We start from the raw sequence: 23,904 nt of genomic DNA, 5'->3' as shown, positions 1-23,904 counted from the left end.
AAGGTGTATCTGCAATGTGCCCCGACCGGCGCACATTGCAGATATCGTCGTCCGGGCGCGGACGCCCGGCCCTGTTCAGCCCTTCAAGGCTGAAACCAATTGCTCGAGCGCTGCGGGGTCTTCAATCGTCGTGAGGTCCCCCGGATCGCGCCCTTCCGCAACGGCCTGGATGGCGCGCCGCAGCAACTTGCCCGAGCGCGTCTTGGGCAGCACGTTCAGGAAAAGCACGCGTGACGGACGCGCCACCGCGCCCAGCTGTTGCTCGACAGTCTTCATCAGCTCGCCCTCGAACGCCAGCCGGGCCTCCGGCGTGGCCGTGCGCGCGGTGTCGCGAGCAATGCAGAAGCCCATTGCCACCTGCCCTTTGAGCGCGTCCTGCACGCCAACGACCGCGACTTCGGCCACGCCGGGGTGCGAAGACAGGCTCTCCTCGATCTCGCGCGTCCCCAGGCGGTGGCCGGCGACGTTGATGACATCGTCGGTCCGGCCGAGGATGAACACGTAGCCATCTTCGTCGCGCACGCCCCAGTCGAACGTCGAATAGCAGAGCCGGTTCGGCACCGCCGACCAGTACGTGCGCACGAAACGTTCGTCGTCACCCCATACCGTGCTCATGCATCCCGGCGGCAGCGGACCGTCGATGGCGACCACGCCCTTCTGACCGGGGGCGCACTCCTCGCCGGTGCTCTCATCAACGATGCGCAGGTCATAGCCATACGCTGGCACGCCCGGCGAGCCGAGCTTGGGCGGCAGCGCCTCGATGCCGCGCTGGATCGCAATGATCGGCCAGCCCGATTCCGTCTGCCAGTAGTTGTCGACCACCGGCTTGCCGATGCCATCCTGGATCCACTGCGCGGTGGGTTCGTCGAGCGGCTCGCCGGCCAGGAACAGCAGGCGCAGGCTCGACAGGTCGTATTGCGTCAGGAAGGCTGGATCCTGCTTCTTGAGCACACGGATCGCCGTGGGCGCGCTGAACATCAGGTTGACCTTGTACTGCTCCACCAGCCGCCACAGGATGCCGCCGTCCGGGCGGATCGGCGTGCCCTCGTACATCAGCGTGGTCATGCCCGCGAGCAGCGGGCCATAGACGATGTAGCTATGCCCCACGACCCAGCCGATGTCCGAGGCCGTGAACATGGTGTCGCCAGCCTTGCCGCAGAAGATGTAGTCCATCGAAGTGGCCAGCGCCACCGCATAGCCACCCGTGTCGCGCTGCACGCCTTTGGGCTTGCCGGTGGTGCCGGAGGTGTACAGCACGTAGGACGGCTCGGACGACTCCAGCCACGTGCACGGCACTTGCGTACCGGCCACGCGTTCGCGCCAGGCTGCGTAGTCTTCATCGCGACCATCGACGCGCGGCATGTCCGCCAGCTTGCGGTCGACCAGCAACACCTTCTCGGGCTTGTGGCCGGACAGGCGGATGGCTTCGTCGAGCAGCGGCTTGTACGGCACCACCTTGCCGGCGCGGGAACCGGCGTCGGCGCTGATCACCACGCGCGGCTGCGCATCATCGATGCGCGCGGCGAGGCTGACCGACGCAAAACCGCCGAACACGACCGAGTGGATCGCGCCGATGCGGGCACAGGCCAGCATCGCGAACGTAGCCTCCGGAATCATCGGCATATAGACCAGCACGCGGTCGCCCTTCTGCACGCCCAGCCCCTGCAGGATGGCCGCCATGCGGTTGACCTCGTCGTGCAGCTGCGCGTAGGTGTAGGTGCGTTGCTGGTCGGTTTCGGTGGACACCCAGACCAGCGCCGGCTGCTGCGCGCGGGCGGCCAGGTGCCGGTCCAGCGCGTTGTGGCACAGGTTGGTGCGTCCGCCAACGAACCAGCGCGTGAACGGTGCGCGGCTGTTGTCGAGCACTTGTCCGAACGGGGTTTCCCAGTCGATGCGCTGCGCCTGTTCGGCCCAGAACCCCTCGGGGTCGGCCAGCGAACGGGCATGCACGGCATGGCTTGCCGTCATGGCAGGTCTCCTCCGCGTCTGCGGTAGTTATCGTCCTGCTAGTTTGCCACCGGCACGGCCGCCTGTGCGCCTTCGGCCAGATGGGCAACCGCCGCGGCGCAATGAAAAACGGGGCGTGCCCCAGGCACGCCCCGTTTCATCCGGCCACGCCGACGCCTATCGCGCCTTGGCAGCCTTCGAAGTTCCCTTGGAGGAGGCCTTCACCGCCGGCGCGGACTTGGCGGCGGCCGAGCGCGAGGCACCGGCGCCCTTGCTTGCCGCCTGGCGCGGCGCGGCTTCCACCGTCATGCGCTTGCGGCCTTCGGCCTTGCCTTTGCCCTTGCCGGAAGCGGAGACGCGCACGACTTCGGGCTTGTCTGCCTCCGGTTCCGCGCGTGCCGTGCGCGTGGCCTTGCCCGCGCCGCCGGCGCGAACCGGCACCATCAGCACCAGGCTTTGCCCTGCGACCAGCTTGGTGCCCGAAAGCTTGTTCCACGACTGCACCTGGCCCGGCGATACACCGTAGCGGTGCGCCACCGAAGTCACCGTGTCCCGGCGCCCGGCACGCACCACGAGGCGGCGCGCATCGGGCAAGTCAGGCTCCATCGCCAGCATGGCGCTGTCGGCCAGCGTCGCGCTGATGTCCTGGTCGTGGTGACCCGAACGCGGAATCATCACCGTCGACCCGGCTTTCAGCCGCATGCCGCGCGGAATGCTGTTGATCTCGCGCAGCGTGTCCGGATCGACGTTCAGGCGCGCCGCGAGCGCTTCCACGCGTTCGCGGTTGTCCACGGTCACCGCGGTCCAGCTCGACAGCCCGCCACGATAGGTGTTCAGGTTGTACTGGAAGCGTTCGGCGTTATCGAACGGCAGCAGGATCTGCGGGTTGGATGCACCCAGGATCACCGGCCGGTTGAACGACGGGTTCAGCGCCTTGAATTCCTCGAGCGACATATTGGCGAGCTTGGCCGCCAGCGTGACGTCGATATCGCGGCTAGTCGTGACCGTGACGAAATACGGATGATCCGGAATCTCGGGCAGCCTGACGCCGTACGCGGCCGGATTGGCGATGATGTTCTTCACCGCCTGCAGCTTCGGCACGTAGTAGCGTGTCTCGTTCGGCATGGTCAGGCTGGCGTAGTCCGTCGGCAGGCCGCGCGCCTGGTTGCGCGCAATGGCGCGCGACACCGCGCCCTCGCCCCAGTTGTACGCGGCCAGCGCCAGATGCCAGTCGCCGAACATGTCATAGAGGCGCGCCAGGTAATCGAGCGCCGCGTCGGTCGACGCCAGCACATCGCGGCGCTCGTCCCGGAACATGTTCTGCTTCAGGTTGTAGGTCTTGCCCGTGCTCGGGATGAACTGCCACATGCCAGCCGCCTTGGCGCTCGACTGCGCCTGCGGGTTGAACGCGCTCTCGACGAACGGCAGCAACGCCAGCTCGGTCGGCATATTGCGCCGCTCCAGCTCTTCCACGATGTGATACAGATAGCGGCTCGAACGCGCCACCATGCGTTCCATGTATTCCGGTCGCTGCGAATACCACTGCGTGCGGTCGTCAACCAGCGTCCCTTCCAGGTCCTGCATGGCGAAGCCACGGCGGATGCGGTCCCAGATGTCGGAGGACGGGCCACGCAGCCAGTCCAGCCCGGGCTGGTCAGGGTTCATGCTGGCTGCGCCAGGGGCGAGCGTCTTGTCGACGCTGAGCGAGTTGAGCGGATCCTTACCGCTGCGCGTGGAGGTCAGGGCGGTCGGGGCGCCGGACGCATTGGCGCCGGGCGGTGTAGGCGTGCTGGCGCAGGCTGCGAGCAGCGCCACGCTTGCAAACACCGCCAGTAATCGACCAAATTTCATTAAGTTCTCGAATTGTGACGCTAAAAGGTTGCGTGATGCTAAAAAAAACAGGCTTTCACGTCAATGAGATTTTCCAGAAGACAATTGGCCTTCGACCTGTCGCAGACCCTTGCCGCACGGGCGCTAGCGCGCTCCTGGGGTAGGACAACCATACTCAGCGGAAATTGTCTTTCCAGCCGCGCAGTGCGCCAAAAGCTTCCGCATCGCCTGCCACGCTGCCGCCTTGGGCCTTGACCGCCGCCCGCACAGCGGGCTCGCGCGAGCGCAGGAATGGATTGACCTGGCGCTCGAGTTCGATCGTGGATGGCACAGTCGGCTGGCCCGCTTCACGCAGCGACTCGACGCGCGCTTCCCAGTCAGCCAACGCGGCGTTGCCGGGCTCCACTGCGCGCGCAAAGCGCACATTGCTGCGCGTGTATTCATGGGCGCAGTACACACGCGTCTCGCCCGGCAGCGACGCCAGCTTGTCCAGCGACGCGAGCATCTGCGCCGGCGTGCCCTCGAACAGGCGGCCGCAGCCGGTGGCGAACAGCGTATCACCACAGAACACCACCGGGCCAACGCCTGGGAGGTCGCCGGCGTAGGCAACATGGCCGGCGGTATGGCCGGGCACGTCAAGCACGCGAAATTGCAGCGCGGGCGCCGGCAGCGTCACCGTATCGCCCTCGCGCACGGCCTGTGTGCGTCCGTCGATGCGTTCCCCGGCCGGCCCGATCACGGGCATCGGCGCGCCGTCGTGCGTAGTCGGATGGGCCGAAAGCAACTCCGCCACGCCGCCCTGGTGATCACCATGGTGATGGGTGATTACAATAGCGCCCAGAGCCAGGCCCTTGTCCTTCAGGAACCGCTCCACCGGCGCCGCCTCGCCGGGATCGACCACGGCGGCACTGCGGCCGTCGTGGATGGCCCAGATATAGTTATCCTGGAATGCGGGGATCGGCTCCACTTTCAACATTGCGCGTGCTCCTATGGCTGACCGTCCGATTGTAAGCTGGGAAGACTGGCTGGCTTCGCCCCCCGGGCAATACATGCTCGAGTGGGAGGCGCGGCAATACGACCGGACCGTGCCGGATATTTTCGGCTATCACGCGGTCCAGATGGGCCTGCCCGCCATCGATACCCTGCGCGAGAACCGGATGCCGTTTTCGGCGCTCGCGCTCGACCCCGTCAGCGGCCCGCACGGGCCGCGCGCGGCACACCCGGACGCGCGCCAGCTGCTGTGCCGCTTCGACGAACTGCCGTTCGACACCCAGAGCATCGACCTCGCCACTCTGCCCCACGTACTCGAGTTCGCCGAGGACCCGCACGAAGTGCTGCGTGAGGTATCGCGCGTGCTGATGCCTGAAGGCCGCGTGGTGGTGACCTGCTTCAACCCGATGAGCCTGTGGGGCGCGCGCCAGGGCCTGAACCGCCTTGGTGCCATGCCGTTCCTGCCGACCGATGCGCAGTCGATCGGCTTCGTGCGCATCAAGGACTGGCTCAAGCTGCTTGGATTTGACATCATTCGCGGCCGGTTCGGCTGCTACTGCCCGCCCTACCGTACCGAGCGCTGGCTGCAGCGCGCCGCGTTCATGGAAAAGGCCGGCGACCGCTGGTGGCCGATCTTCGGCGCGGTTTACATGATTTCCGCGGTCAAGCGCGTGCGCAATATCCGCCTGGTCGGGCCGGCCTGGAAGACTGCCAAGGCGGCACTCGCGCCCGTCGCCGCGCCGGTGGCTACGCCTACGGGCACGCACGGCAAGACGCCGGACGACGAAAACTGACCTGGCCGGCGCACACATAACTCCTGTGGCAGCCCATACGGGCTGCCCTGACAAACGACACATGCAAGAAGTAATCATTTATTCCGATGGCGCCTGCAAGGGCAATCCCGGCCGTGGCGGCTGGGGCGCAGTGCTCGTCGCCGGCACGAACGAAAAAGAGCTGTTCGGCGGCGAGGCCAACACCACCAACAACCGCATGGAGATGACCGCGGTCATCGAGGCACTGCGCGCACTCAAGCGGCCGTGCACCGTGCAGGTGTACACCGACTCGCAATACGTGCAGAAGGGCATCAGCGAATGGCTGCCGGGCTGGAAGGCGCGCGGTTGGAAGACCGCCGACAAGAAGCCCGTGAAGAACGCGGACCTGTGGCAGGAACTCGATGCGCTCGTGCAGCCGCACAAGATCAGCTGGCACTGGGTGCGCGGCCATAATGGCCACCCTGGCAACGAGCGCGCCGACGCACTTGCCAACCGCGGCGTTGCATCGCTCGCCTCCTGACCTTGCCCTGCCGTCCGCTAGAATGCGCGCCATGCGACAAATCGTTCTCGACACCGAAACCACCGGCCTGAATGCCGCCACGGGCGACCGCCTGATCGAAATCGGGTGTGTCGAACTGGTCAACCGCCGCCTCACGGGCCGCCACCTGCACTTCTACGTCAACCCCGAGCGCGACATCGATGAAGGCGCCATCGCCGTGCACGGCATCACCGTCGAATTCCTGGCCGACAAGCCAAAGTTCGCCGAGGTCGTCAACGAGGTCCGCGACTTCGTGCAGGACGCCGAGCTGATCATCCACAACGCCCAGTTCGACCTTGGCTTCCTGGACATGGAGTTCCGGCGGCTGGACCTGCCGCCGTTCCGCGAACACATCGGCAGCGTGATCGATACCCTGCTCGAAGCGCGCCAGATGTTCCCCGGCAAGCGCAATTCGCTCGACGCGCTGTGCGACCGGCTTGGCGTGAGCAATGCGCACCGTACGCTGCACGGTGCGTTGCTCGATGCGGAACTGCTGGCCGAGGTCTACCTGGCCATGACGCGCGGCCAGAACTCGCTGGTCATCGACATGCTCGACGGCGCCGAAGCCGCAGACGGTTCCGTCGCGGAATCAGACCTTTCGCACATCGTCCTGCCCGTGCTGTATGCGAGCGAAGCCGAAGTGTCCGAGCATCTCGCGGTGCTCAAGCAACTGGACAAGGCAAGCGGCGGCAAGACGGTATGGCAGGAGCTTGCGGCCGCGCAGTAGCACGCTGGCATCCCTCTTTCAGAAAAAATCTGAGAAAAGGGCTTTACAAGATACAGGAACCTCTGCATAATCTCGTTTCTCAGCTGCACGACAGTGTCGACGCAAAATCGAAGCAGCCTGGGGTGGTTAGCTCAGCGGTAGAGCACTGCCTTCACACGGCAGGGGTCACAGGTTCAATCCCTGTACCACCCACCAGATTCCGGAAAAGCCAGCCTTGTGCTGGCTTTTTTCATTTCCGCCTCCCCTCTCTGCAACGCCCCGGTTCCAACTAAACGGCGTCGTCTCATTCCAGCTCCAATCCTGCGTCGATACGGTAGCCCCCTCCACCAACGAGCAGGAGCGGGTTCATGCCACAGCCTTCCCTTCCCTCACTCGCACAACGTGCCACACAACCAGCATTCGCCTGGGCCGGACGCTACCCCGTATCCCCTGGCTGGTTCGAAATCCGCCCCGTGCGCATTCCTCGCGACGCGAGGCCGGTCTACGACGAGGACTTCGACTGCATCACTGGCTACCACCGCCACTTCGGGCGAACCGCGCTCACGTATGACCTGCTTGGCGGTTTCGTGGCGATCGATGAAGTCGGCGAAGCGGGATTGCAGCAAGCCGGGGCGCCCTATCTCGCCATCGGCGCACTCTGGCAGCCCGGCGCCGCTGGCGTGACGCGCGCCGGCTTCCATGCCGAGGGCGCTGCACTGGGCGCGCGCACGGGCGCCAGCCTGCGCGAACGCGTCATCGAGCTATCGCGGCTGCCCCTGCATTTCTCCATGGCCGCCCTGGCCGACATGCAGCAGGCTGAGCGCTTCGTGCCCCTGCATATTCTTCGGCTCGCGATGCGATGCGGCTGCTGTGAGCCATCGACCGATCACGAAGACACCGCCACCGCGCGATACACGGCCGGCATCACGCGCAAACGGGTGCCTGCATTGCTGGAACTGGTCGTACGGGTCGCCGACCGAACCATCCTGCGCATCCGCCAATGGCCCATCGGCGGCGCATAGCGCACCCGACCGTCGCGTCGTTGCCACCCATTGGACAGACGGAGTGCCGCATGCCCCACAATGCCGCGCGGCGAGCATCCCGGTGCGTGGCGATGAGTAGGACATCTGCTACCCTGAACGCCTGGTTCCGTACAAATAGGGCGGGGTCGTCCTTCCATATGCCCTGGGACCGAAAAACGGGTCAGTGCGCAGAAGAAAAAGTAAATCATGCGTCACTCAATCAAGCTACGGATGGCAGTAGCAACCGCCATGGTGGTTACGTTGATCATCGTGCTGCGGGCCCTCTACTCGCAGTACTACGCCTACCACACCCTGAAGGATCTGCTGCAGAACCATCAGGACTCGCAGGTCAGGATGGTGGCCGAACAGCTCGATGGGAAGATCGAGATCCGGGCGTCGATGCTGCGCCACATGGCCCAGCAGTTCGCCCCCGTGCTTGGCAATCGCCCGTCGGAACTCCGGCGCATGGCGGCGCAGATGCCGGATTTGCCGGACACCTTCAACGCCATCTTCATGGCCGCGCCCACAGGCGAAATGATCTTCAGCACCGCCGTACCGGAAGGCGTGCGCATGAGCCTGAGTGACCGAGACTATTTCCGCGCGATCGTGCGCGGTGCCCCATTTGCCGTATCCGACCTGCTGCAGGGCAAGCTCACCAGGTCGCCCGGTGTCGTGCTGGCCGTTCCGCTGCGCGGCCCCGGCGGCGAGCTGCGCGCGGTGCTCGGCGGCGTGATCAACCTCTCCCTCGACAATTTCCTGCGCGAGCTGGCGCGAAGTCCGGTCGGCGTCACAGGCAGCTACTGCCTGGTTTCCGCCGGCCCCAGCCCCCGATACGCCATGCACCGGGATCCCGCCAGGCTGCTGACGCCAGCCCGGGCCAACGGCGAGGCGTGCGGCGCGGAGCAGCCCGATTCGTTCTGGGAGACTGTTCTTCCGCGCCAGCCGATCGTGGGGCGTTACCTGCTGGAATCGAATGGCTGGGAGCTGGTTGCCGTGCTGCCTGCCAACGAAGCCTATGCGGCGCTGCTCGACGCAAGGCGCCGGACGCTCGCCATTGCCGGCCTCTCGCTATTGGTTGCCGGTGCGCTGATGTGGCTGGCGATGTGGCGATTGCTGGCGCCGCTGCAGCGCCTGCACCGCGTCGTGCGCGGCATCGCCGCCAACCCCGCCGCCATCGCGGAATTGCCGGTCGGCCGCGAGGACGAAATTGGCGAGCTGGCTGCCACGTTCGCTGAAGTCATGCACCAGCTTTCCGAGCGCGAAGCCGCGCTGAAGGCGGCCAAGGATCATGCCGCCGAGAGCGAAAAGCGCATCGAGGCGATTGCCAACCATGTGCCGGACTTTGTCTCGTTCATCGACATGAACGAGCGCTTCGTCTTCGTCAACCAGGCCTACGCGCGCCATTTCGGCTTGCCAGCGCAGCAGATCACCGGCCTGACGTTGCGCGAGCTGTGGGGCACGCAAGCCTATCTGGCGTCGCGGCCCTACCTGGAGCAGGCGCTCGCGGGCAAGGTCGTCAAGTTTACGCGCGAGAGCCCGGACGGCTCCGAATGCATGCAGTTCACCTGCCAGCCTGCCTGGAACGACACGCATGACGCGATCCATGGCCTGCACCTGTTCGCACGCAATGTCACGAGCGAACGCCAGAAGCTGCGCAGCCTGGAAGCGCAGACCGTGTCGGACCACCTGACCGGACTGCTGAACCGCAAGGGCTTCGACCGGCGCTTTGCCGAAGCGCTGGCGCGCGCCAATGACAGCGGTCAGGCGGCAGCGCTATTGCTGGTTGACCTGGACGACTTCAAGGCCGTCAATGACGGCCACGGGCATTCGATCGGTGATCGCCTGCTGGTCGCTTTCGCGCAGCGCCTGACCCGCAGTGTGCGCAAGAACGATGCCGTGGCGCGCATCGGCGGCGACGAGTTCGCGGTGATCCTCGAAAACGTGGGCGATGTCCGCGCAGTCGAGCGCATCGCCAGCACCATCGTGCAGACTGCGCTGGCACCGGTTGTCATCGACGGGCATGAACATGCGGCCACGGTCAGCGTCGGCTCGGCGATCCAACGCCCCGGACAGGGCATGTCCGTGAGCGAGCTGTTCATGCGGGCCGACATGGCGCTGTATGAGGCCAAGCGCAATGGCAAGGCCCGCTACGCGGCGCCGCTGGAAGATTCGACGGCCTGATCCACTGCGACACCGGAGCCTGCCCATCCGGACAGGCCCCGCTTCCTCGCCTCAACGCACGCGCCCCTCCTTCCAGGCCTGCAGCAGCTTGTCGTAGGCGATGGTTTCGCCCTTCGGCTTCTCGTTGTCGAGCTTCTTCCACGGTGCGTGTTCACTCGACAGCCACTTCGACGGGTCGCTCTTCGCATTGAGCTTCGGCGCGCAGTTGGTCATGCCAGCACGCTGCAGCCGTGCCATGACCTGATCCATCTCCTCGGCCAGGTTGTCCATGGCCGCCTGCGGCGTCTTCTCGCCGGTCACGGCGGTGGCCACGTTCTTCCACCACAGTTGTGCGAGCTTCGGATAGTCAGGCACGTTGGTACCGGTCGGCGTCCACGCCACGCGCGCCGGGCTGCGATAGAACTCGATCAGCCCGCCATACTTGGCCGCGTTCTTGGTCAGGTACTCGTGATGGATATCGCTGTCGCGGATGAACGTCAGCCCGACCAGCGACTTCTTCAGCGACACCGTCTTGGCCGTCACGAACTGCGCATAGAGCCATGCTGCTGCCAGCCGGTTCGGATCGGTGTTCTTGAAGAATGTCCACGAACCCACGTCCTGGTAGCCGTTCTGCATGCCCTGCTTCCAGTACGGGCCATACGGCGACGGGGCCATGCGCCACTTGGGCGAACCGTCGGCGTTCACCACAGGCAACCCCTTCTTGGTCATGTCGGCGGTGAAGGCCGTGTACCAGAAGATCTGCTGGGCGACCTGGCCCTGTGCCGGCACCGGGCCAGCTTCCGAGAAGGTCATGCCCATGGCCTGCGACGGCGCGAACTTCTTCATCCAGTCGATGTACTTGGTCAGCGCATAGACTGCTGCCGGACTGTTGGTCGCGCCGCCGCGCGATACCGACGCACCCACCGGCGTGCACTTGTCCTCGGCCACGCGGATACCCCATTCATCGACCGGGATCCCGTTCGGCAGACCCTTGTCAGCGGTACCCGCCATCGACAGCCAGGCATCGGTGAAGCGCCAGCCGAGCGATGGGTCTTTCTTGCCGTAGTCCATGTGGCCGTACACCTTCTTGCCGTCGATCTCCTTCACGTCGTTCGTGAAGAAGTTGGCAATGTCCTCGTACGCGGACCAGTTGGTCGGCACGCCGAGGTCATAGCCATACTTGGCCTTGAACTTGTCCTGCAGGTCCTTGCGCGCGAACCAGTCCGCGCGGAACCAGTAGAGATTGGCGAACTGCTGGTCGGGAAGCTGGTACAGCTTGCCGTCGGGCGCGGTGGTGAACTTCGTGCCGATAAAGTCCTTCACGTCGAGCCCTGGATTGGTCCACTCCTTGCCGGCGCCGGCCATGTAGTCCGACAGCGGCAGGATGGCGCCGTAGCGGTAGTGCGTGCCGATCAGGTCTGAGTCGGAAATCCATCCGTCATAGATCGACTTGCCCGACTGCATCGAGGTCTGCAGTTTCTCCACGACATCGCCTTCCTGGATGATGTCGTGGTTCACCTTGATGCCGGTGATCTCCTCGAACGCCTTGGCGAGCGTCTTGGACTCGTACTCGTGCGTGGTAATGGTTTCCGACACCACGCTGATCTGCGTAACGCCCTTGGCCTTGAGCTTGGCGGCCGCGTCGATGAACCACTTCATCTCGGCCTGCTGCTTGTCCTTCGACAGCGACGAGGGCTGGAACTCGTTGTCGATCCACTTTTTCGCCTCGGCCTCGCCAGCCCAGGCGTGGCCGCATGCCAGCGCGGCCGCGCAGGCAAGGACTGTCATTCCTGACTTCACGTGCACGTTCATCAGTGTCTCCTCAAGAGTCCCCTCCCCGTTTGCTGTCCGGGCGCGGCCCCGGGGAAGGGATAAGCCGCATGTCCCATGATTACGGTCGCGTGTCGTGCTGCGCTTTCAGCCCTTGCGCATGACCAGCAGCAAGACCAGCATCGACAAGCCGAAGCTGATCCAGATAGACGGCTCCTCGGCCAGCGACAGCCATTGCGTGATCTTTTCACCCAGCCCCACCCACGCGAGGTTGATCCAGGCCGCGCACATCAGGCCGATGAACAGGCGATCGCCGCGCGTGGTGGCAATCGGCAGGAAGCCTTTGCGCATCACGGCCGGCGAGCGGACTTCCCAGACCGTCATGCCGATCAGCATGACCACGATGCAGGCGAAGAACACGGCCACGGGCGTGGTCCAGACCATCCAGCTCAGCATGGCGATCTCCTTTCGCTCGGCATCTACGCTACACGCGGCCCATCGCGAAGCCCTTCGCGATGTAGTGGCGCACGAACCAGATCACGATCCCGCCGGGCACGATCGTGAGCACGCCCGCTGCAGCCAGCACGCCCCAGTCCATGCCGGACGCCGACACCGTGCGCGTCATGGTCGCCACGATCGGCTTGGCGTTGACGGAGGTCAGCGTGCGCGCGAGCAGCAGTTCGACCCAACTGAACATGAAGCAGAAAAACGCCGCCACGCCGACACCGGCCTTGATCAGCGGCAGGAAGATGGTGAGGAAGAATCGCGGGAACGAGTACCCGTCGACATAGGCGGTCTCGTCGATCTCGCGCGGCACGCCGGACATGAAGCCTTCCAGGATCCATACCGCAAGTGGCACGTTGAATACGAGGTGGGCCAGTGCCACGCCAAGGTGCTTATCCATCAACCCGATGGTGCTGTAGAGCTGGAAGAACGGCAGCAGGAACACCGCCGGCGGCGTCATGCGGTTGGTCAGCAGCCAGAAGAACACATGCTTGTCGCCGATGAACTGGTAGCGCGAAAACGCATAGGCCGCGGGCAGCGCCACGCTGATCGAGATCACCGTGTTCATCGCGACATAGATCAGCGAATTGATATAGCCCGAGTACCACGACGCATCCGTGAAGATGGTCCGGTAGTGTTCGAGCGTGAATGCCGCGGGCCACAGCGACAATGTCGACAGGATTTCCTCGTTGGTCTTGAACGACATGTTCACCATCCAGTAGATCGGCAGGATGGCGAACAGCAGGTAGACCAGCAGGAAGACGGGGCGCCACCATGTGGCGCGATCGCTTTTATCAGCCATGGGGCATGTCCTCGCTGCCGGCGGTGCCCGCGCGCTGCATCCAGTTATAGAGGACGAAGCACAGGAGCAGGATGATCAGGAAGTAGACGATCGAGAAGGCCGCGGCGGGTCCCAGGTCGAACTGGCCGACGGCCTTCTGCGTCAGGTACTGCGACAGGAACGTGGTGGCATTGCCGGGACCGCCACCGGTCAGCACGAACGGCTCGGTATAGATCATGAAGCTGTCCATGAAGCGCAGCAGCACCGCGATCATCAGCACGCCGCGCAGCTTGGGCAGTTGGATGTAGCGGAACACGGCGAAGCGGCTCGCGCCATCGATCTGTGCGGCCTGGTAGTAGGCGTCGGGAATCGCGCGCAGGCCCGCGTAGCACAGTAGCGCGACCAGCGGCGTCCAGTGCCAGACGTCCATCACCAGCACGGTCACCCAGGCGTCGAAGGCGCTGCCGGTGTAGTTGTAGTCAAACCCCATGGCGTCGAGCGCGGCGCCGAGCAGGCCGATATCGGTGCGGCCGAAGATCTGCCAGATCGTGCCGACCACGTTCCACGGGATCAGCAGCGACAACGCGACGATGACGAGCACGGCCGATGCCCTCCATCCCTTCGCCGGCATCGACAGCGCCAGCAGGATGCCTAGCGGAATCTCCACGAGCAGCACCGCGAGCGAGAACCCGAGCTGGCGCAGCAGCGCGTCATGCAGTTCCCCATCGCGCAGCACCGTGCGGAACCACTCCGTGCCGACGAACACGCGCCGCTCGGGCGAGATAATGTCCTGCACCGAGTAGTTCACGATGGTCATCAGCGGCAGGATGGCCGAGAACGCCACGCACAGCACCACCGGCAACACCAGCAGCCAGGCCTTCTGGTTGATGGGTTTCATTGCGGACTCCCGGGCACCAGCACTTCGTTCACGTAGTAGCAGGTATGGCGGTTGAAGACGGACAGCCACGCGGTGTCGCCAGGACGCAGCGCCGCGGCCTCGGCGCCCAGCCGCGCGCGCAGCGTGCCGGCCTGCCCGCCGGCTTCCTGCAAGGTGCCGGTCACGAGCCAGTAGGTCCCGATATCCTGGGCGCGCTCGACGCGCACGGGCACTGCCTGCGCGTCTCCCTGGCCGGCCAGCCGCAAGTACTCGGGCCGCACGCCGACGCGGAAGCTGCCGGCTTCGCGCAAAGCCCCCGCCACCGCATCCGGCAGCGCGGGCAGATAGCGGCGCCCGGCCACCTCCACGCCACCATCGCGCCAGTCCGCCGGCAGGAAGTTCATGCCCGGCGAACCGATGAAGTGTCCGACAAAGGTGTGCGCGGGCCGCTCGAACAGCGCGTCGGCGGACCCAACCTGCACGGCCTTGCCGCGCGACATCACCACGACCTGGTCGGCAAACGTCAGTGCCTCGGTCTGGTCGTGCGTCACGTAGATCAGCGTCAGCCGGAATTCGTGATGGATCTCCTTGAGCTTGCGCCGTAGCTGCCATTTCAGCTGTGGATCGATCACGGTCAGCGGCTCATCGAACAGGATCGCCGACACATCCTGCCGCACAAGGCCGCGGCCCAGCGAGATTTTCTGCTTGGCGTCGGCTGCCAGCCCGCTTGCGCGCCGGTCCAGCGAGGCGGACAGTTCGAGCATCTCGGCCACGCGCCCTACCCGTTCGCGTACCTGTGCTGCCGGCACGCCGCGGTTGCGCAGCGGAAAAGCCAGGTTCTCGCCGACGGTCATGGTGTCGTAGATCACCGGGAACTGGAACACCTGCGCGATATTGCGCGCCTGCGGCGATTCGGCCGTGACGTCCCGCCCGTCGAACAGGATGCGGCCCTGCGACGGCCGCAGCAGCCCCGATATGCAATTCAGCAGCGTGGTCTTGCCACACCCCGATGGTCCCAGCAGCGCATAGGCGCCGCCATCCTCGAAGCTGAACCTGAGCGGCAGCAGCGCGTAGTCGTCATCGGAGCGTGGATCGGCCACATAGGAATGGGCGAGATCAAGATCGATGCGCGTCATCTCAGCCCCCCGTCACTGCGCCGGCAGGCAGAACATTGGCCGCCAGCCCGCCGGGCCGCCGCGGCGCGCACAGGCGCTGGCCGCTGTCATCGAACAGGTAGAGCTGCGCCGGGTCGAGATGCAGCGTCAGCGGCGCACCGAGCCGGAGATCGAACACGCCTGCGAACTGCGCCACCAGGTTGCCGACCGGCGTATCGGCGTGCACGAAGGTATCGGAGCCGGACAGCTCCGCCAGTGCCACGCGGCCAGGTACGGGCACCGATCCCGGCACGCCATCGAGCCGCAGTGCGGCCGCGCGCACCCCCACGGTAACGGGGCCGGCGTGGCGGCCAGCTTCCGGCACGGGCACCGAGATGTCGTCCGACAACGTGACCCAGCCGCCTTGCAGCGTGCCCTCTACGAGATTCATCGGCGGATCGCTGAACGCGCGCGCGACGCGCAGCGAATCGGGATAGTGGAAAACTTCGGGCGTCGGGCCGTATTGCAGCAGTTCGCCGGCGTCGAGCACTGCGGTGTAGCCGCCGAGCAGCAGCGCCTCGGCCGGCTCGGTGGTGGCGTAGACCACGGTAGCATCGCCTTGCGCGAACAGGTGGGTCAGTTCCTCGCGAAGCTCCTCGCGCAGCTTGTAGTCGAGATTGACCAGCGGCTCATCCAGCAGCATCAGCGGCGCGCCCTTGGCCAGCGCGCGCGCCAGCGCCACCCGCTGCTGCTGGCCGCCCGAGAGCTCGGCCGGGTAGCGGTCCAGCAGGTGGTCGATATGCAGCCTGGCAGCCAGCGACCGCACCCGTGCCCCGATGTCCTCGCGCTTGGCCTGCCGCTGCAGCCGCAGCGGAGACGCGATGTTGTCGAACACCCGCATCGACGGATAGTTGATGAACTGCTGGTACACCATCGAGACATTGCGCTCGCGTACCGGCACACCGGTCACGTCGGCGCCGTCCACCAGCACGCGGCCGGCGCTGGGACGATCCAGTCCGGCCATCACGCGCATCAGGGAAGTCTTGCCGGCTTGCGTGGCGCCAAGCAGCACTGTCACCGCACCCGGCACGGGCGCCAGCGACATCGGATAAAGGCAGGCTTGCGAGCCCGCCTGCTGCGCAATGCCCTCAAGACTCAGCTGCATCCGATCTCCATGTTCGACATGCCCTTCCACCCAGGGAGCCAGCGCGCTGCGGACGCACAATGTTTGGCTTATGCTCGTTTTAGTAAATGAACGAACAGAAAACAATAGTGCACCGCATCATTTGTTTTCGTTTGTGTTTGAACTAGAATGCCCCGCATGACCCTGAACCCCCGCCAGACCGCCCTTCTCGAAGAAGTCCGCAGCCAGGGCTTCGCCTCCATTGACGCGCTTGCGCGAAAGTTCGGCGTGACATTGCAGACGGTTCGCCGTGACGTGAATCTGCTGGCGGAAGGCGGCATGCTCGCGCGATTTCACGGCGGCGTGCGGGTCGAGGGTTCGACCACGGAAAACATCACCTACCGGCAGCGGCAGGTACTCAATGCCGAAAGCAAGGTGCGCATTGCGCGCGCGGTGGCCAAGGCAGTGCCCGAAGGCTGCTCGCTGATCCTGAACATCGGCACCACGGTGGAAGAGATTGCGCGCGCGCTGATGCATCACCGCGGCTTGCGCGTGATCACCAACAACCTGAACGTGGCCAATATCCTCGCCGACAACCCGGACTGCGAAGTGATCGTCGCCGGCGGCGTATTGCGCTCACGCGACCGCGGCATCGTCGGCGAAGCCACGGTGGAGTTCATTCGCCAGTTCAAGGTCGATATCGGCTTGATCGGCATCTCGGGCATCGAGGCCGACGGCACGCTGCGCGACTACGATTTCCGCGAGGTCAAGGTGGCGCGGACCATCATGGAACATGCGCGCGAGGTGTGGCTGGCCGCGGACGCCAGCAAGTTCCACCGCCAGGCGATGGTGGAACTCGCGCACCTGTCGCAGATCGACAGACTGTTCACCGATGAGCCGCTGGCGGCCCCGTTCGGGCAGATCGTGGCGGACAGCGGAGTGAAATGTGTGGTGGCGGACCAGGACTGACGCTGCCGCCGTGGCGGCGCACGCCAGTATCCGCATACCGGCCGGCGCGACGCGCGCCGGCGGCAAACTGCAGCAATTACTTGAAGACGACGGTCTTGTGGCCGTTCAGCAGGATGCGGTGTTCCGCATGCCACTTGACTGCGCGGGCGAGCGCCACGCATTCGACGTCGCGGCCCACGGACGTGAGCTGGTCCGGGTCCATGCTGTGGTCCACGCGCGCGATTTCCTGCTCGATGATCGGGCCTTCATCGAGGTCAGCCGTCACATAGTGCGCGGTCGCGCCGATCAGCTTCACACCGCGGTCATGGGCCTGGTAATACGGCTTGGCGCCCTTGAAGCTCGGCAGGAACGAGTGGTGGATATTGATCGCGCGACCGGCCAGCTTGCGGCACAGGTCGTTCGACAGCACCTGCATGTAGCGCGCGAGCACGACAAGGTCGATGTTCTGGTCGCGCACCACTTCAAAGACGCGCGCTTCCTGCGCGGCCTTCTGCTCGGCCGACGCGTTCATCAGCGGCAGGTGGATGAACGGCACGTCGTAGGACGCGGCGAGCTGGTAGAAGTCGCGGTGGTTCGAGACGATGGCCGCGATCTCGACCGGCAGGCCGCCCACCTTGGCACGGAACAGCAGGTCGTTCAGGCAGTGTCCGATCTTGGACACCATGATCATCACGCGCGGCTTGGCGGAGGCATCGAACAGTTCCCACTGCATGCCGAACTGGTCGCCGACCGGCGCGAACGCCGCCTTCAGCGCATCCAGGCCCGGACCGCCGGCCGACGGGGTGAAATGCACCCGCATGAAGAAGCGGCCGGTGAATTCATCACCATACTGGTCCGAATCGACGATATTGCAGCCGTGCTGGAACAGCAGGCCGGAGACGGAATGAACGATGCCCGGCTGGTCCGGGCACGAAAGAGTAAGAATGAATCCGGTGTTGCTCATCGTGTGTTGTTCTGTCGGGTGCGTGCGGCACGGGGCCGGGAGAGCGCAGGCGGGGCCCGGGGCCCCGCATCAGGCGGGATTGCCCGCCGGGGCCAGCCAGCCGCGTCGGCGGAGAGCATCCAGCGTCACCAGTGTCGCATCGACCGTCATGGCGCCGGCCGACATGATAGCAAGCAATGCGTCGGGACCGATGCGGCGGTGTTCGGCCACTTCGCCGTCCTGGTTATGCGGCTTGAAGTCCGCGGACAACTCCAGATCATAGACATAGACGTGCTCCCACTGCACGCCTTCCGGAATCTCGCGCAGCACTTCGATGCAGCCATGAGCCTGCACGCCGCGTGCCAGAGCGGCCGGGATGCCGGATTCTTCCTCGCATTCGCGCACCAGCGTGGCAAGCGGATCGCTGCCATGGGGCATGCCGCCGGCGACGAGGTTGTCCCACATGCCGGGATCTACCGCCTTGCTCGGGCTACGGCGCGAGATCCAGAACGTCGGCTCGCCCCGAACCACGCCGTTCATGTGAGAGGCAAACGTCAGCAGGCCCAGGAAACGCGCGGCGGCACGTTCGACCACCGCAAGCGCTGGCGCATCCAGGGACGGCGTCACCGCAAACAGCTCGTCGCGCCAGCCGCGCACATGGCCGCCCTCGGCCAGTTGCCTTGCCAGCGCCTCGAGCGCGGCACTGCGTACCTCGAAGTCGCCACGTCCCGGCAGCAGTTCGACGCTGGGGCCCGACGGCGTCTCCTCTTCCGGCCCGAGCACGCAACCCATGCCGCGCAGGACATCGGCATGGGCACGCGGCAGCCAGCCGACATGCTGCCCCGCTACCATCAGGCGCAGCTTGGTGGCGCGGTCGAACGGGCTGCGCGCGGCGATGGACGCTTCAATGGCGGCAAGGGTGTCGGTAGGCATCGGCGGACGCAAGTTACGCAAGTTGAGGATTTTCAGGGACGAAAGGCATGAACCAGCAGACCACGCAGGCCGCGCAGCAGCAGTTCGTACTGGCGCTCGACCAGGGCACGAGCAGTTCGCGGGCCATTCTGTTCGACCACGCCGGCAATGTGGTACGGCTTGCCCAACGGGAATTTCGCCAATATTACCCACATCCCGGCCACGTCGAGCACGACCCATACGAAATCTGGCAGACGCAGCTCGCCGTCGCGCACGAGGCCCTGAACGACGCAGGGATCTCGGCCTCGCAGTTGCGTGCCATCGGCATCACGAACCAGCGTGAAACCACAGTCCTGTGGGACCGCAAGACCGGCGAGCCCGTGGGCCGCGCGCTGGTCTGGCAGGACCGACGCACCGCGCCCATGTGCGAGGCGCTGCAGGCCGCCGGCCATGCCGACATGATCCGCGACAAGACCGGGCTCGTCATCGATGCCTACTTCTCCGGCACCAAGCTGCGCTGGATGCTCGACAACATCAAGGGCGCGCGCGAACGGGCCCAGCGCGGCGAACTGGCGTTCGGCACCGTCGACAGCTGGCTGATCTGGCAGCTCACCGACGGCGCGCGCCATGTGACCGACGTGTCCAACGCTTCGCGCACGATGCTGTTCAATATCCACAGCTTCGAATGGGACGATGCACTGCTCGCACTGCTGGACATCCCGCACAAGGTGCTGCCGGAAGTGGTGCCGTCCAGCGGTGAGGTCGCCCGTACTGTGCCGCGGCTGTTTGGCGTGGAAGTGCCCATTGCCGGCATCGCAGGCGACCAGCAGGCCGCCACGTTCGGGCAGGCGTGCCTGTCGCCGGGCATGGCCAAGAACACATATGGCACGGGCTGCTTCCTGCTGATGAATACCGGGCCGCAGCCCGTGGTCTCGCGCAACCGGTTGCTGACGACGGTCGGCTGGCAGATCGGCGGCCATACGCAATATTGCCTGGAAGGCGGGGTTTTCATGGGCGGCGCCACGATCCAGTGGCTGCGCGACGGCCTGAAGATCATCGCAAGCGCGCCGGAGGTCGAGCCGCTCGCGCGCCAGTGCGCGGACACGGGCGGCGTGGTGCTGGTGCCGGCCTTCGCCGGCCTGGGGGCGCCGCACTGGGATGCGTTCGCGCGCGGCACGCTGGTCGGCATGACGCGCGGCACCGGCCGCCCGCAGATCGCACGCGCCGCGCTGGAATCGATTGCGCTGCAGAGTGTTGATGTGCTCGATGCCATGCAGAAGGACGCCGGCATTGCGCTGGCCGAACTGCGCGTGGATGGCGGCGCGTCGCGCAGCGACCTGCTGATGCAGATGCAGGCCGACCTGCTGGGCACGACCGTGGTGCGTCCGCGCATCACCGAAACCACGGCGCTGGGCGCGGCCTACCTGGCGGGCCTGGCCACCGGGTACTGGAGCGATCAGGAGCAGATTTCCCGGCAATGGCAGGTGCAGCAGCGCTTCGAGCCCAACCTGTCCGCAGATGAACGCGCGCACCGGCTGTCGCGCTGGCACCGCGCCGTGGCACGGTCCCGCGACTGGGCCCGCGAGGATGACGAGGCCGCAGGCGGCAAGACAACCTGACACGCCTTCGCGCCCAACACCCTACGCAATCCCTTCAGAGAGAGTCATGCCGAAAGCCCCGACCCCGATCCAGCCGCCGTCCCGTGCCGCCCTGCTCGCGAGCCTGGAACGCGAGCCGCGCTGGGACGTGATCGTCATCGGGGGCGGCGCCACCGGCCTCGGCACAGCCGTCGATGCCGCGTCGCGCGGCTACCGCACGCTGCTGGTGGAGGCCGCCGACTTCGCCAAGGGCACGTCGAGCAAGGCCACCAAGCTCGTGCACGGCGGCGTGCGCTACCTGGCCCAGGGCAATATCAGCCTGGTGCGCGAAGCGCTGCATGAACGCGGGCTGCTCGCCCGCAATGCGCCGCATCTCGTGTGGCCCCTGGGCTTCGTCGTACCGGCCTACCAGCTCTTCGACCAGCCGTTCTACGGCATCGGCCTGAAGCTCTATGACATGCTGGCCGGCGGGCTGAATCTCGATGGCAGCCGCTGGCTCAACCACCGCGAGGTACTGGCCGCCGCGCCGACGCTGGCCGAGCACGTGGGCGGGCGCCCGCTACGCGGCGGCAACCTGTACTTCGACGGCCAGTTCGACGACGCGCGCCTCGCCATTGCACTGATGCGCACGCTGTTCGACGTTGGCGGCACCGCCATCAACTATCTGCCGGTGACCGGCCTGTCGCAGCAGGGCGGCGTAGTCAATGGCGTGACCGTGCGCGATGCGCTCGGCGATGCCACGTTCCGGCTGCGCGCCGACTGCGTGGTCAATGCCACCGGCGTATGGGTGGACGCCATCCGCCAGATGGAAGACGGCCAGGCGCGCACCATGGTCGCGCCGAGCCAGGGCGTGCACCTGACGCTGCCGCGCAGTTTCCTTCCCGGCGACCGCGCCGTCCTGATCCCGAAGACCGATGATGGCCGTGTGCTGTTCGTGGTGCCGTGGAATGGCCATGTCATCGTCGGCACCACCGACACGCCGCGAAAGGACCTGCCGCTGGAGCCCGGCGCGAGCACCGATGACGTCGATTTCATCCTCGATACGGCTTCGCGCTACCTGGCGCAAGATCCCACCCGCGCCGATGTCACCAGCGTCTGGGCCGGCCTGCGGCCACTGGTCAAGGCCACGGGCGAGGCATCGACGGCTTCGCTTTCGCGCGAGCACACCATCGTGGTCTCGCGCGCCGGGCTGATCACGGTCACCGGCGGCAAATGGACCACGTACCGCAAGATGGCAGAAGATGTCATCGAGACGGCCATCCAGCGCCAGATGCTGCGCGCCGCGCCTTGCGTGACCGCCGATCTGCCCCTTCACGGCGCGAGCGGCCTGCCAGCCGATCTGCCGGTGCCCAACTCGGTGTCGCCCGATCGCTACTATGGCAATGAGTTGCCCGCATTGCGCGCCTTGCCCGGCATGGACAATGTTCTGGCACCGACGTCCGGCCTGACCGAGTCCCACGTGCGCTTTGCGGCGCGCCACGAACTCGCACGCCGCGTCGAAGATGTGCTGGCGCGGCGCAACCGCGCGCTCTTTCTCGACGCCCGCGCGGCCGTGGAAGCCGCCCCGCATGTGGCAGCGATCCTGGCGGAAGAACTGGGCCACGACGAGGCCTGGCAGGCCGGCGAAGTCGAAAGCTTCCGCAAGCTCGCCGCCGGATACATGCTTGGCTGAACCTGCCGGGCCGCTCTCCACGTTTCCGACCTGAAAACCGATATGACCAAGCACCCGCAACCGCTCGTCCTCCCCGCCCTGCTTCTGGCCGTTTGCGCCAGCGCCAGCGCATTCGCCGCAGGTGCCCCCGGCATCGACAGCGTTCGCTTTCCTGACGTCCGTACCGTGCGGTACCAGTGCGACGGCGACAAGGACCTGACCGTGCGCTACTTCAACAGCCCGGACAACCAGGCAGCCATCCTGCGGCTCGAAGGCCAGCCGGTGCTGGCGGTAAGCGTCGTGAGCGGTTCCGGCGCGCGCTACGTGGGCGGCCGCTATGAATGGTGGACCAAGGGCGACGAGGGCACGCTGCGCGACCTGATGCAGACAGACGCCAATCCGCCGATGTTGGGCGGATGCCGCGCGGTGCGATAGCGCGCTCCGCCACTCCGCCATCATCCGGCTTTTGAGGCAACGGCATTCCGGGAGATAATGCGGGCAATTGCAATACGGAGAACACCATGGACGAGATTGAAGGCCTGTCCGACTTACCGATGCCACGCTTCATCTGGGGCTTCGCGGTCGCCGCGGGCAGGGACGGAGACGTTCTGCACGATGAATTCGAGTACCTGACCCATACGCGCATCCCGCGCTTCACGTGCCGCGTGGTCGAACTCGAAGACGTGCCGAGCGACAACGAGGAAGGCGACATCGACGGACGCATCGTCCACCCCGACGACCCGCGCCGGATGTTCTACATCACCGATGCCGGCATGGCGCTGGTCAACTTCGCGATGTTCGACAAGATGCCGGACCGCCAGAAGCTCAAGAAGATCTGCGACGACGCCATCGCCAACTGGATGCTGCGTCGCGAATTCCTCGAAGACGAGGAAGACGAGGACGACGAAGAGTAAGGCTCGTCCGCCATCCGGACCGGCTACGCCGGTTCGTCCCTCACCTCGATCAGGTCCGCCGCCACGCGCTGGATCTCTGCGTACACCGGAATGGCGTCAAGCGGGCCCGTACATCCCACGGCCGTTGCCTGGCGCGCATCGGCGCCTGGTGGCAGGAACACGAAAGCCATGCCGGGCCGCCAGCCCGGATGGTTGCGAAGGCTGTCGTTGAGGATATCGAGATACTGAGCACGCGTGAAAACATGCTTTGCCATTGTCCGTCTCTCCGTGTCCGCGGCCGGCGGACCGCATGGCCTGCGGGGCAGTTCGCAGGATTACCGCGGACGATCGTAGCATGGCATCCCGCACGCTAGTCATCGTGCGGGCCGAGGCGCCAGCCTGACTACAGTCAAGGCTTCAGCATTCCCCCTTCTTGGCGTGCCCCGGCGGGCAGTGATAGCCCTTGGGACCCTTGCCTTTGCCGTGGTGGTCGTCCCACCGGCCCGGCACCAGCACCCAGCCATCGCGCGACTGGATCCAGCGCGGCGACTCATAGACGTAACCCGGACGCTCGTGTTCCCAGCGACCTTTCTTCCACGCGTGCTTGTGGTGGTGGTCGTCCCAGTCCCAGTAGCCTGGTGCCCAGACATAGCCAGGGCGCGGCGCGGGCACGACCTCATAGACCGGTGCCGGCGGTGGCACGCCAATGGCAATATTGACCGAGACCTGAGCCTGCGCGGACTGGCCTACGGCAAGGCCACCGCAAACGAAGGACGCAAGCAGGATCGCGCGCGGCAAGACGCGGGAACGAATCTTCATGGAAACCCTTTCTTGTCTTGTAGAT

23 protein-coding genes and 1 tRNA gene are annotated in these 23,904 nt (G+C 65.7%); 11 read left to right on the top strand and 13 right to left on the bottom strand.

The window, feature by feature from the left end; translation table 11 throughout:
* Positions 1-75: 75 nt before the first annotated feature.
* The 3 genes from KHO41_RS07050 to gloB all read right to left on the bottom strand — a co-directional run bounded on the left by KHO41_RS07050 (position 76) and on the right by gloB (position 4,753).
* Positions 76-1,968, bottom strand: coding sequence for a propionate--CoA ligase (locus KHO41_RS07050; protein WP_211952579.1), 1,893 nt, complete (start codon positions 1,966-1,968; stop codon positions 76-78).
* 156 nt (positions 1,969-2,124) lie between these two features.
* On the bottom strand, positions 2,125-3,798 hold the full coding sequence (locus KHO41_RS07045; protein ID WP_211952578.1) for a transglycosylase SLT domain-containing protein: 1,674 nt from the start codon (positions 3,796-3,798) through the stop codon (positions 2,125-2,127).
* Positions 3,799-3,952: 154 nt separating this feature from the next.
* On the bottom strand, positions 3,953-4,753 hold the full coding sequence (gloB, locus tag KHO41_RS07040; protein WP_211952577.1) for a hydroxyacylglutathione hydrolase: 801 nt from the start codon (positions 4,751-4,753) through the stop codon (positions 3,953-3,955).
* Between the two features lie 13 nt (positions 4,754-4,766).
* Between gloB and KHO41_RS07035 the strand changes: the two genes are divergently transcribed.
* The 6 genes from KHO41_RS07035 (at position 4,767) to KHO41_RS07010 (ending at position 9,987) form a co-directional block, all read left to right on the top strand.
* Positions 4,767-5,561, top strand: coding sequence for a class I SAM-dependent methyltransferase (locus KHO41_RS07035; protein ID WP_211952576.1), 795 nt, complete (start codon positions 4,767-4,769; stop codon positions 5,559-5,561).
* 61 nt (positions 5,562-5,622) lie between these two features.
* A complete protein-coding gene (gene rnhA, locus KHO41_RS07030; protein ID WP_211952575.1) occupies positions 5,623-6,060 on the top strand; it encodes a ribonuclease HI in 438 nt (145 codons plus the stop codon).
* A 31-nt stretch (positions 6,061-6,091) separates the two neighbouring features.
* Entirely contained in the window at positions 6,092-6,805 is a 714-nt protein-coding gene (gene dnaQ, locus KHO41_RS07025) for a DNA polymerase III subunit epsilon (protein ID WP_211952574.1), read from the top strand.
* Positions 6,806-6,925: 120 nt separating this feature from the next.
* Positions 6,926-7,000 (top strand) — tRNA-Val (locus tag KHO41_RS07020).
* 152 nt (positions 7,001-7,152) lie between these two features.
* Positions 7,153-7,806: a hypothetical protein gene (locus KHO41_RS07015; RefSeq protein ID WP_211952573.1), complete on the top strand. Its 654-nt coding sequence runs from the start codon at positions 7,153-7,155 to the stop codon at positions 7,804-7,806.
* A 231-nt stretch (positions 7,807-8,037) separates the two neighbouring features.
* On the top strand, positions 8,038-9,987 hold the full coding sequence (locus KHO41_RS07010; RefSeq protein WP_211952572.1) for a sensor domain-containing diguanylate cyclase: 1,950 nt from the start codon (positions 8,038-8,040) through the stop codon (positions 9,985-9,987).
* Between the two features lie 51 nt (positions 9,988-10,038).
* Here the strand turns inward: KHO41_RS07010 and KHO41_RS07005 are convergent, their stop codons facing one another.
* From KHO41_RS07005 to KHO41_RS06980, 6 genes are all read right to left on the bottom strand, one after another.
* A complete protein-coding gene (locus tag KHO41_RS07005; RefSeq protein WP_211952650.1) occupies positions 10,039-11,754 on the bottom strand; it encodes an ABC transporter substrate-binding protein in 1,716 nt (571 codons plus the stop codon).
* Between the two features lie 129 nt (positions 11,755-11,883).
* The gene (locus KHO41_RS07000; protein ID WP_211952571.1) at positions 11,884-12,192 is read right to left on the bottom strand and encodes a DUF2160 domain-containing protein; all 309 of its coding nucleotides are present in this window, start codon (positions 12,190-12,192) and stop codon (positions 11,884-11,886) included.
* A 28-nt stretch (positions 12,193-12,220) separates the two neighbouring features.
* Entirely contained in the window at positions 12,221-13,042 is an 822-nt protein-coding gene (locus tag KHO41_RS06995) for a carbohydrate ABC transporter permease (RefSeq protein WP_211952570.1), read from the bottom strand.
* Positions 13,035-13,919, bottom strand: coding sequence for a carbohydrate ABC transporter permease (locus tag KHO41_RS06990; RefSeq protein ID WP_211952569.1), 885 nt, complete (start codon positions 13,917-13,919; stop codon positions 13,035-13,037). The genes KHO41_RS06995 and KHO41_RS06990 overlap by 8 nt, the downstream gene beginning before the upstream one ends.
* Positions 13,916-15,034, bottom strand: coding sequence for an ABC transporter ATP-binding protein (locus KHO41_RS06985; protein ID WP_211952568.1), 1,119 nt, complete (start codon positions 15,032-15,034; stop codon positions 13,916-13,918). The genes KHO41_RS06990 and KHO41_RS06985 overlap by 4 nt, the downstream gene beginning before the upstream one ends.
* Before the next feature lies 1 nt (position 15,035).
* Positions 15,036-16,157 (bottom strand): ABC transporter ATP-binding protein, encoded by a 1,122-nt coding sequence (locus tag KHO41_RS06980; protein WP_211952567.1) that lies wholly within the window; start codon positions 16,155-16,157, stop codon positions 15,036-15,038.
* A 156-nt stretch (positions 16,158-16,313) separates the two neighbouring features.
* Between KHO41_RS06980 and KHO41_RS06975 the strand changes: the two genes are divergently transcribed.
* Entirely contained in the window at positions 16,314-17,084 is a 771-nt protein-coding gene (locus KHO41_RS06975) for a DeoR/GlpR family DNA-binding transcription regulator (protein WP_211952566.1), read from the top strand.
* A gap of 76 nt (positions 17,085-17,160) precedes the next feature.
* On the opposite strand, the gene purU is transcribed toward KHO41_RS06975, so the two are convergent.
* Both purU and KHO41_RS06965 read right to left on the bottom strand, forming a co-directional pair.
* Positions 17,161-18,027 (bottom strand): formyltetrahydrofolate deformylase, encoded by an 867-nt coding sequence (gene purU / locus KHO41_RS06970; protein ID WP_211952565.1) that lies wholly within the window; start codon positions 18,025-18,027, stop codon positions 17,161-17,163.
* A 69-nt stretch (positions 18,028-18,096) separates the two neighbouring features.
* On the bottom strand, positions 18,097-18,939 hold the full coding sequence (locus tag KHO41_RS06965) for an NUDIX hydrolase (RefSeq protein ID WP_211952564.1): 843 nt from the start codon (positions 18,937-18,939) through the stop codon (positions 18,097-18,099).
* A gap of 47 nt (positions 18,940-18,986) precedes the next feature.
* Here KHO41_RS06965 and glpK point away from each other — a divergent pair, with 47 nt between their 5' ends.
* The 4 genes from glpK to KHO41_RS06945 all read left to right on the top strand — a co-directional run bounded on the left by glpK (position 18,987) and on the right by KHO41_RS06945 (position 23,081).
* Positions 18,987-20,537, top strand: a complete 1,551-nt coding sequence (glpK, locus tag KHO41_RS06960; RefSeq protein WP_211952563.1) for a glycerol kinase GlpK — start codon at positions 18,987-18,989, stop codon at positions 20,535-20,537.
* A gap of 46 nt (positions 20,538-20,583) precedes the next feature.
* Positions 20,584-22,188, top strand: a complete 1,605-nt coding sequence (locus tag KHO41_RS06955; RefSeq protein ID WP_211952562.1) for a glycerol-3-phosphate dehydrogenase/oxidase — start codon at positions 20,584-20,586, stop codon at positions 22,186-22,188.
* A gap of 42 nt (positions 22,189-22,230) precedes the next feature.
* Complete coding sequence (locus KHO41_RS06950) at positions 22,231-22,602, top strand: MliC family protein (RefSeq protein WP_211952561.1); 372 nt, start codon at positions 22,231-22,233, stop codon at positions 22,600-22,602.
* A gap of 86 nt (positions 22,603-22,688) precedes the next feature.
* Positions 22,689-23,081: a hypothetical protein gene (locus KHO41_RS06945; protein WP_211952560.1), complete on the top strand. Its 393-nt coding sequence runs from the start codon at positions 22,689-22,691 to the stop codon at positions 23,079-23,081.
* Between the two features lie 23 nt (positions 23,082-23,104).
* On the opposite strand, the gene KHO41_RS06940 is transcribed toward KHO41_RS06945, so the two are convergent.
* Together KHO41_RS06940 and KHO41_RS06935 are read right to left on the bottom strand one after the other, a co-directional pair.
* A complete protein-coding gene (locus tag KHO41_RS06940; protein ID WP_211952559.1) occupies positions 23,105-23,335 on the bottom strand; it encodes a hypothetical protein in 231 nt (76 codons plus the stop codon).
* 142 nt (positions 23,336-23,477) lie between these two features.
* Positions 23,478-23,879 (bottom strand): YXWGXW repeat-containing protein, encoded by a 402-nt coding sequence (locus tag KHO41_RS06935; protein WP_211952558.1) that lies wholly within the window; start codon positions 23,877-23,879, stop codon positions 23,478-23,480.
* Positions 23,880-23,904 lie beyond the last annotated feature (25 nt).

Source organism: Cupriavidus numazuensis (assembly GCF_905397435.1).
Lineage (GTDB): Bacteria > Pseudomonadota > Gammaproteobacteria > Burkholderiales > Burkholderiaceae > Cupriavidus > Cupriavidus numazuensis.
Note: the sequence above shows the minus strand (reverse complement) of the source record. Positions and strands in the feature narration are given on the sequence as shown.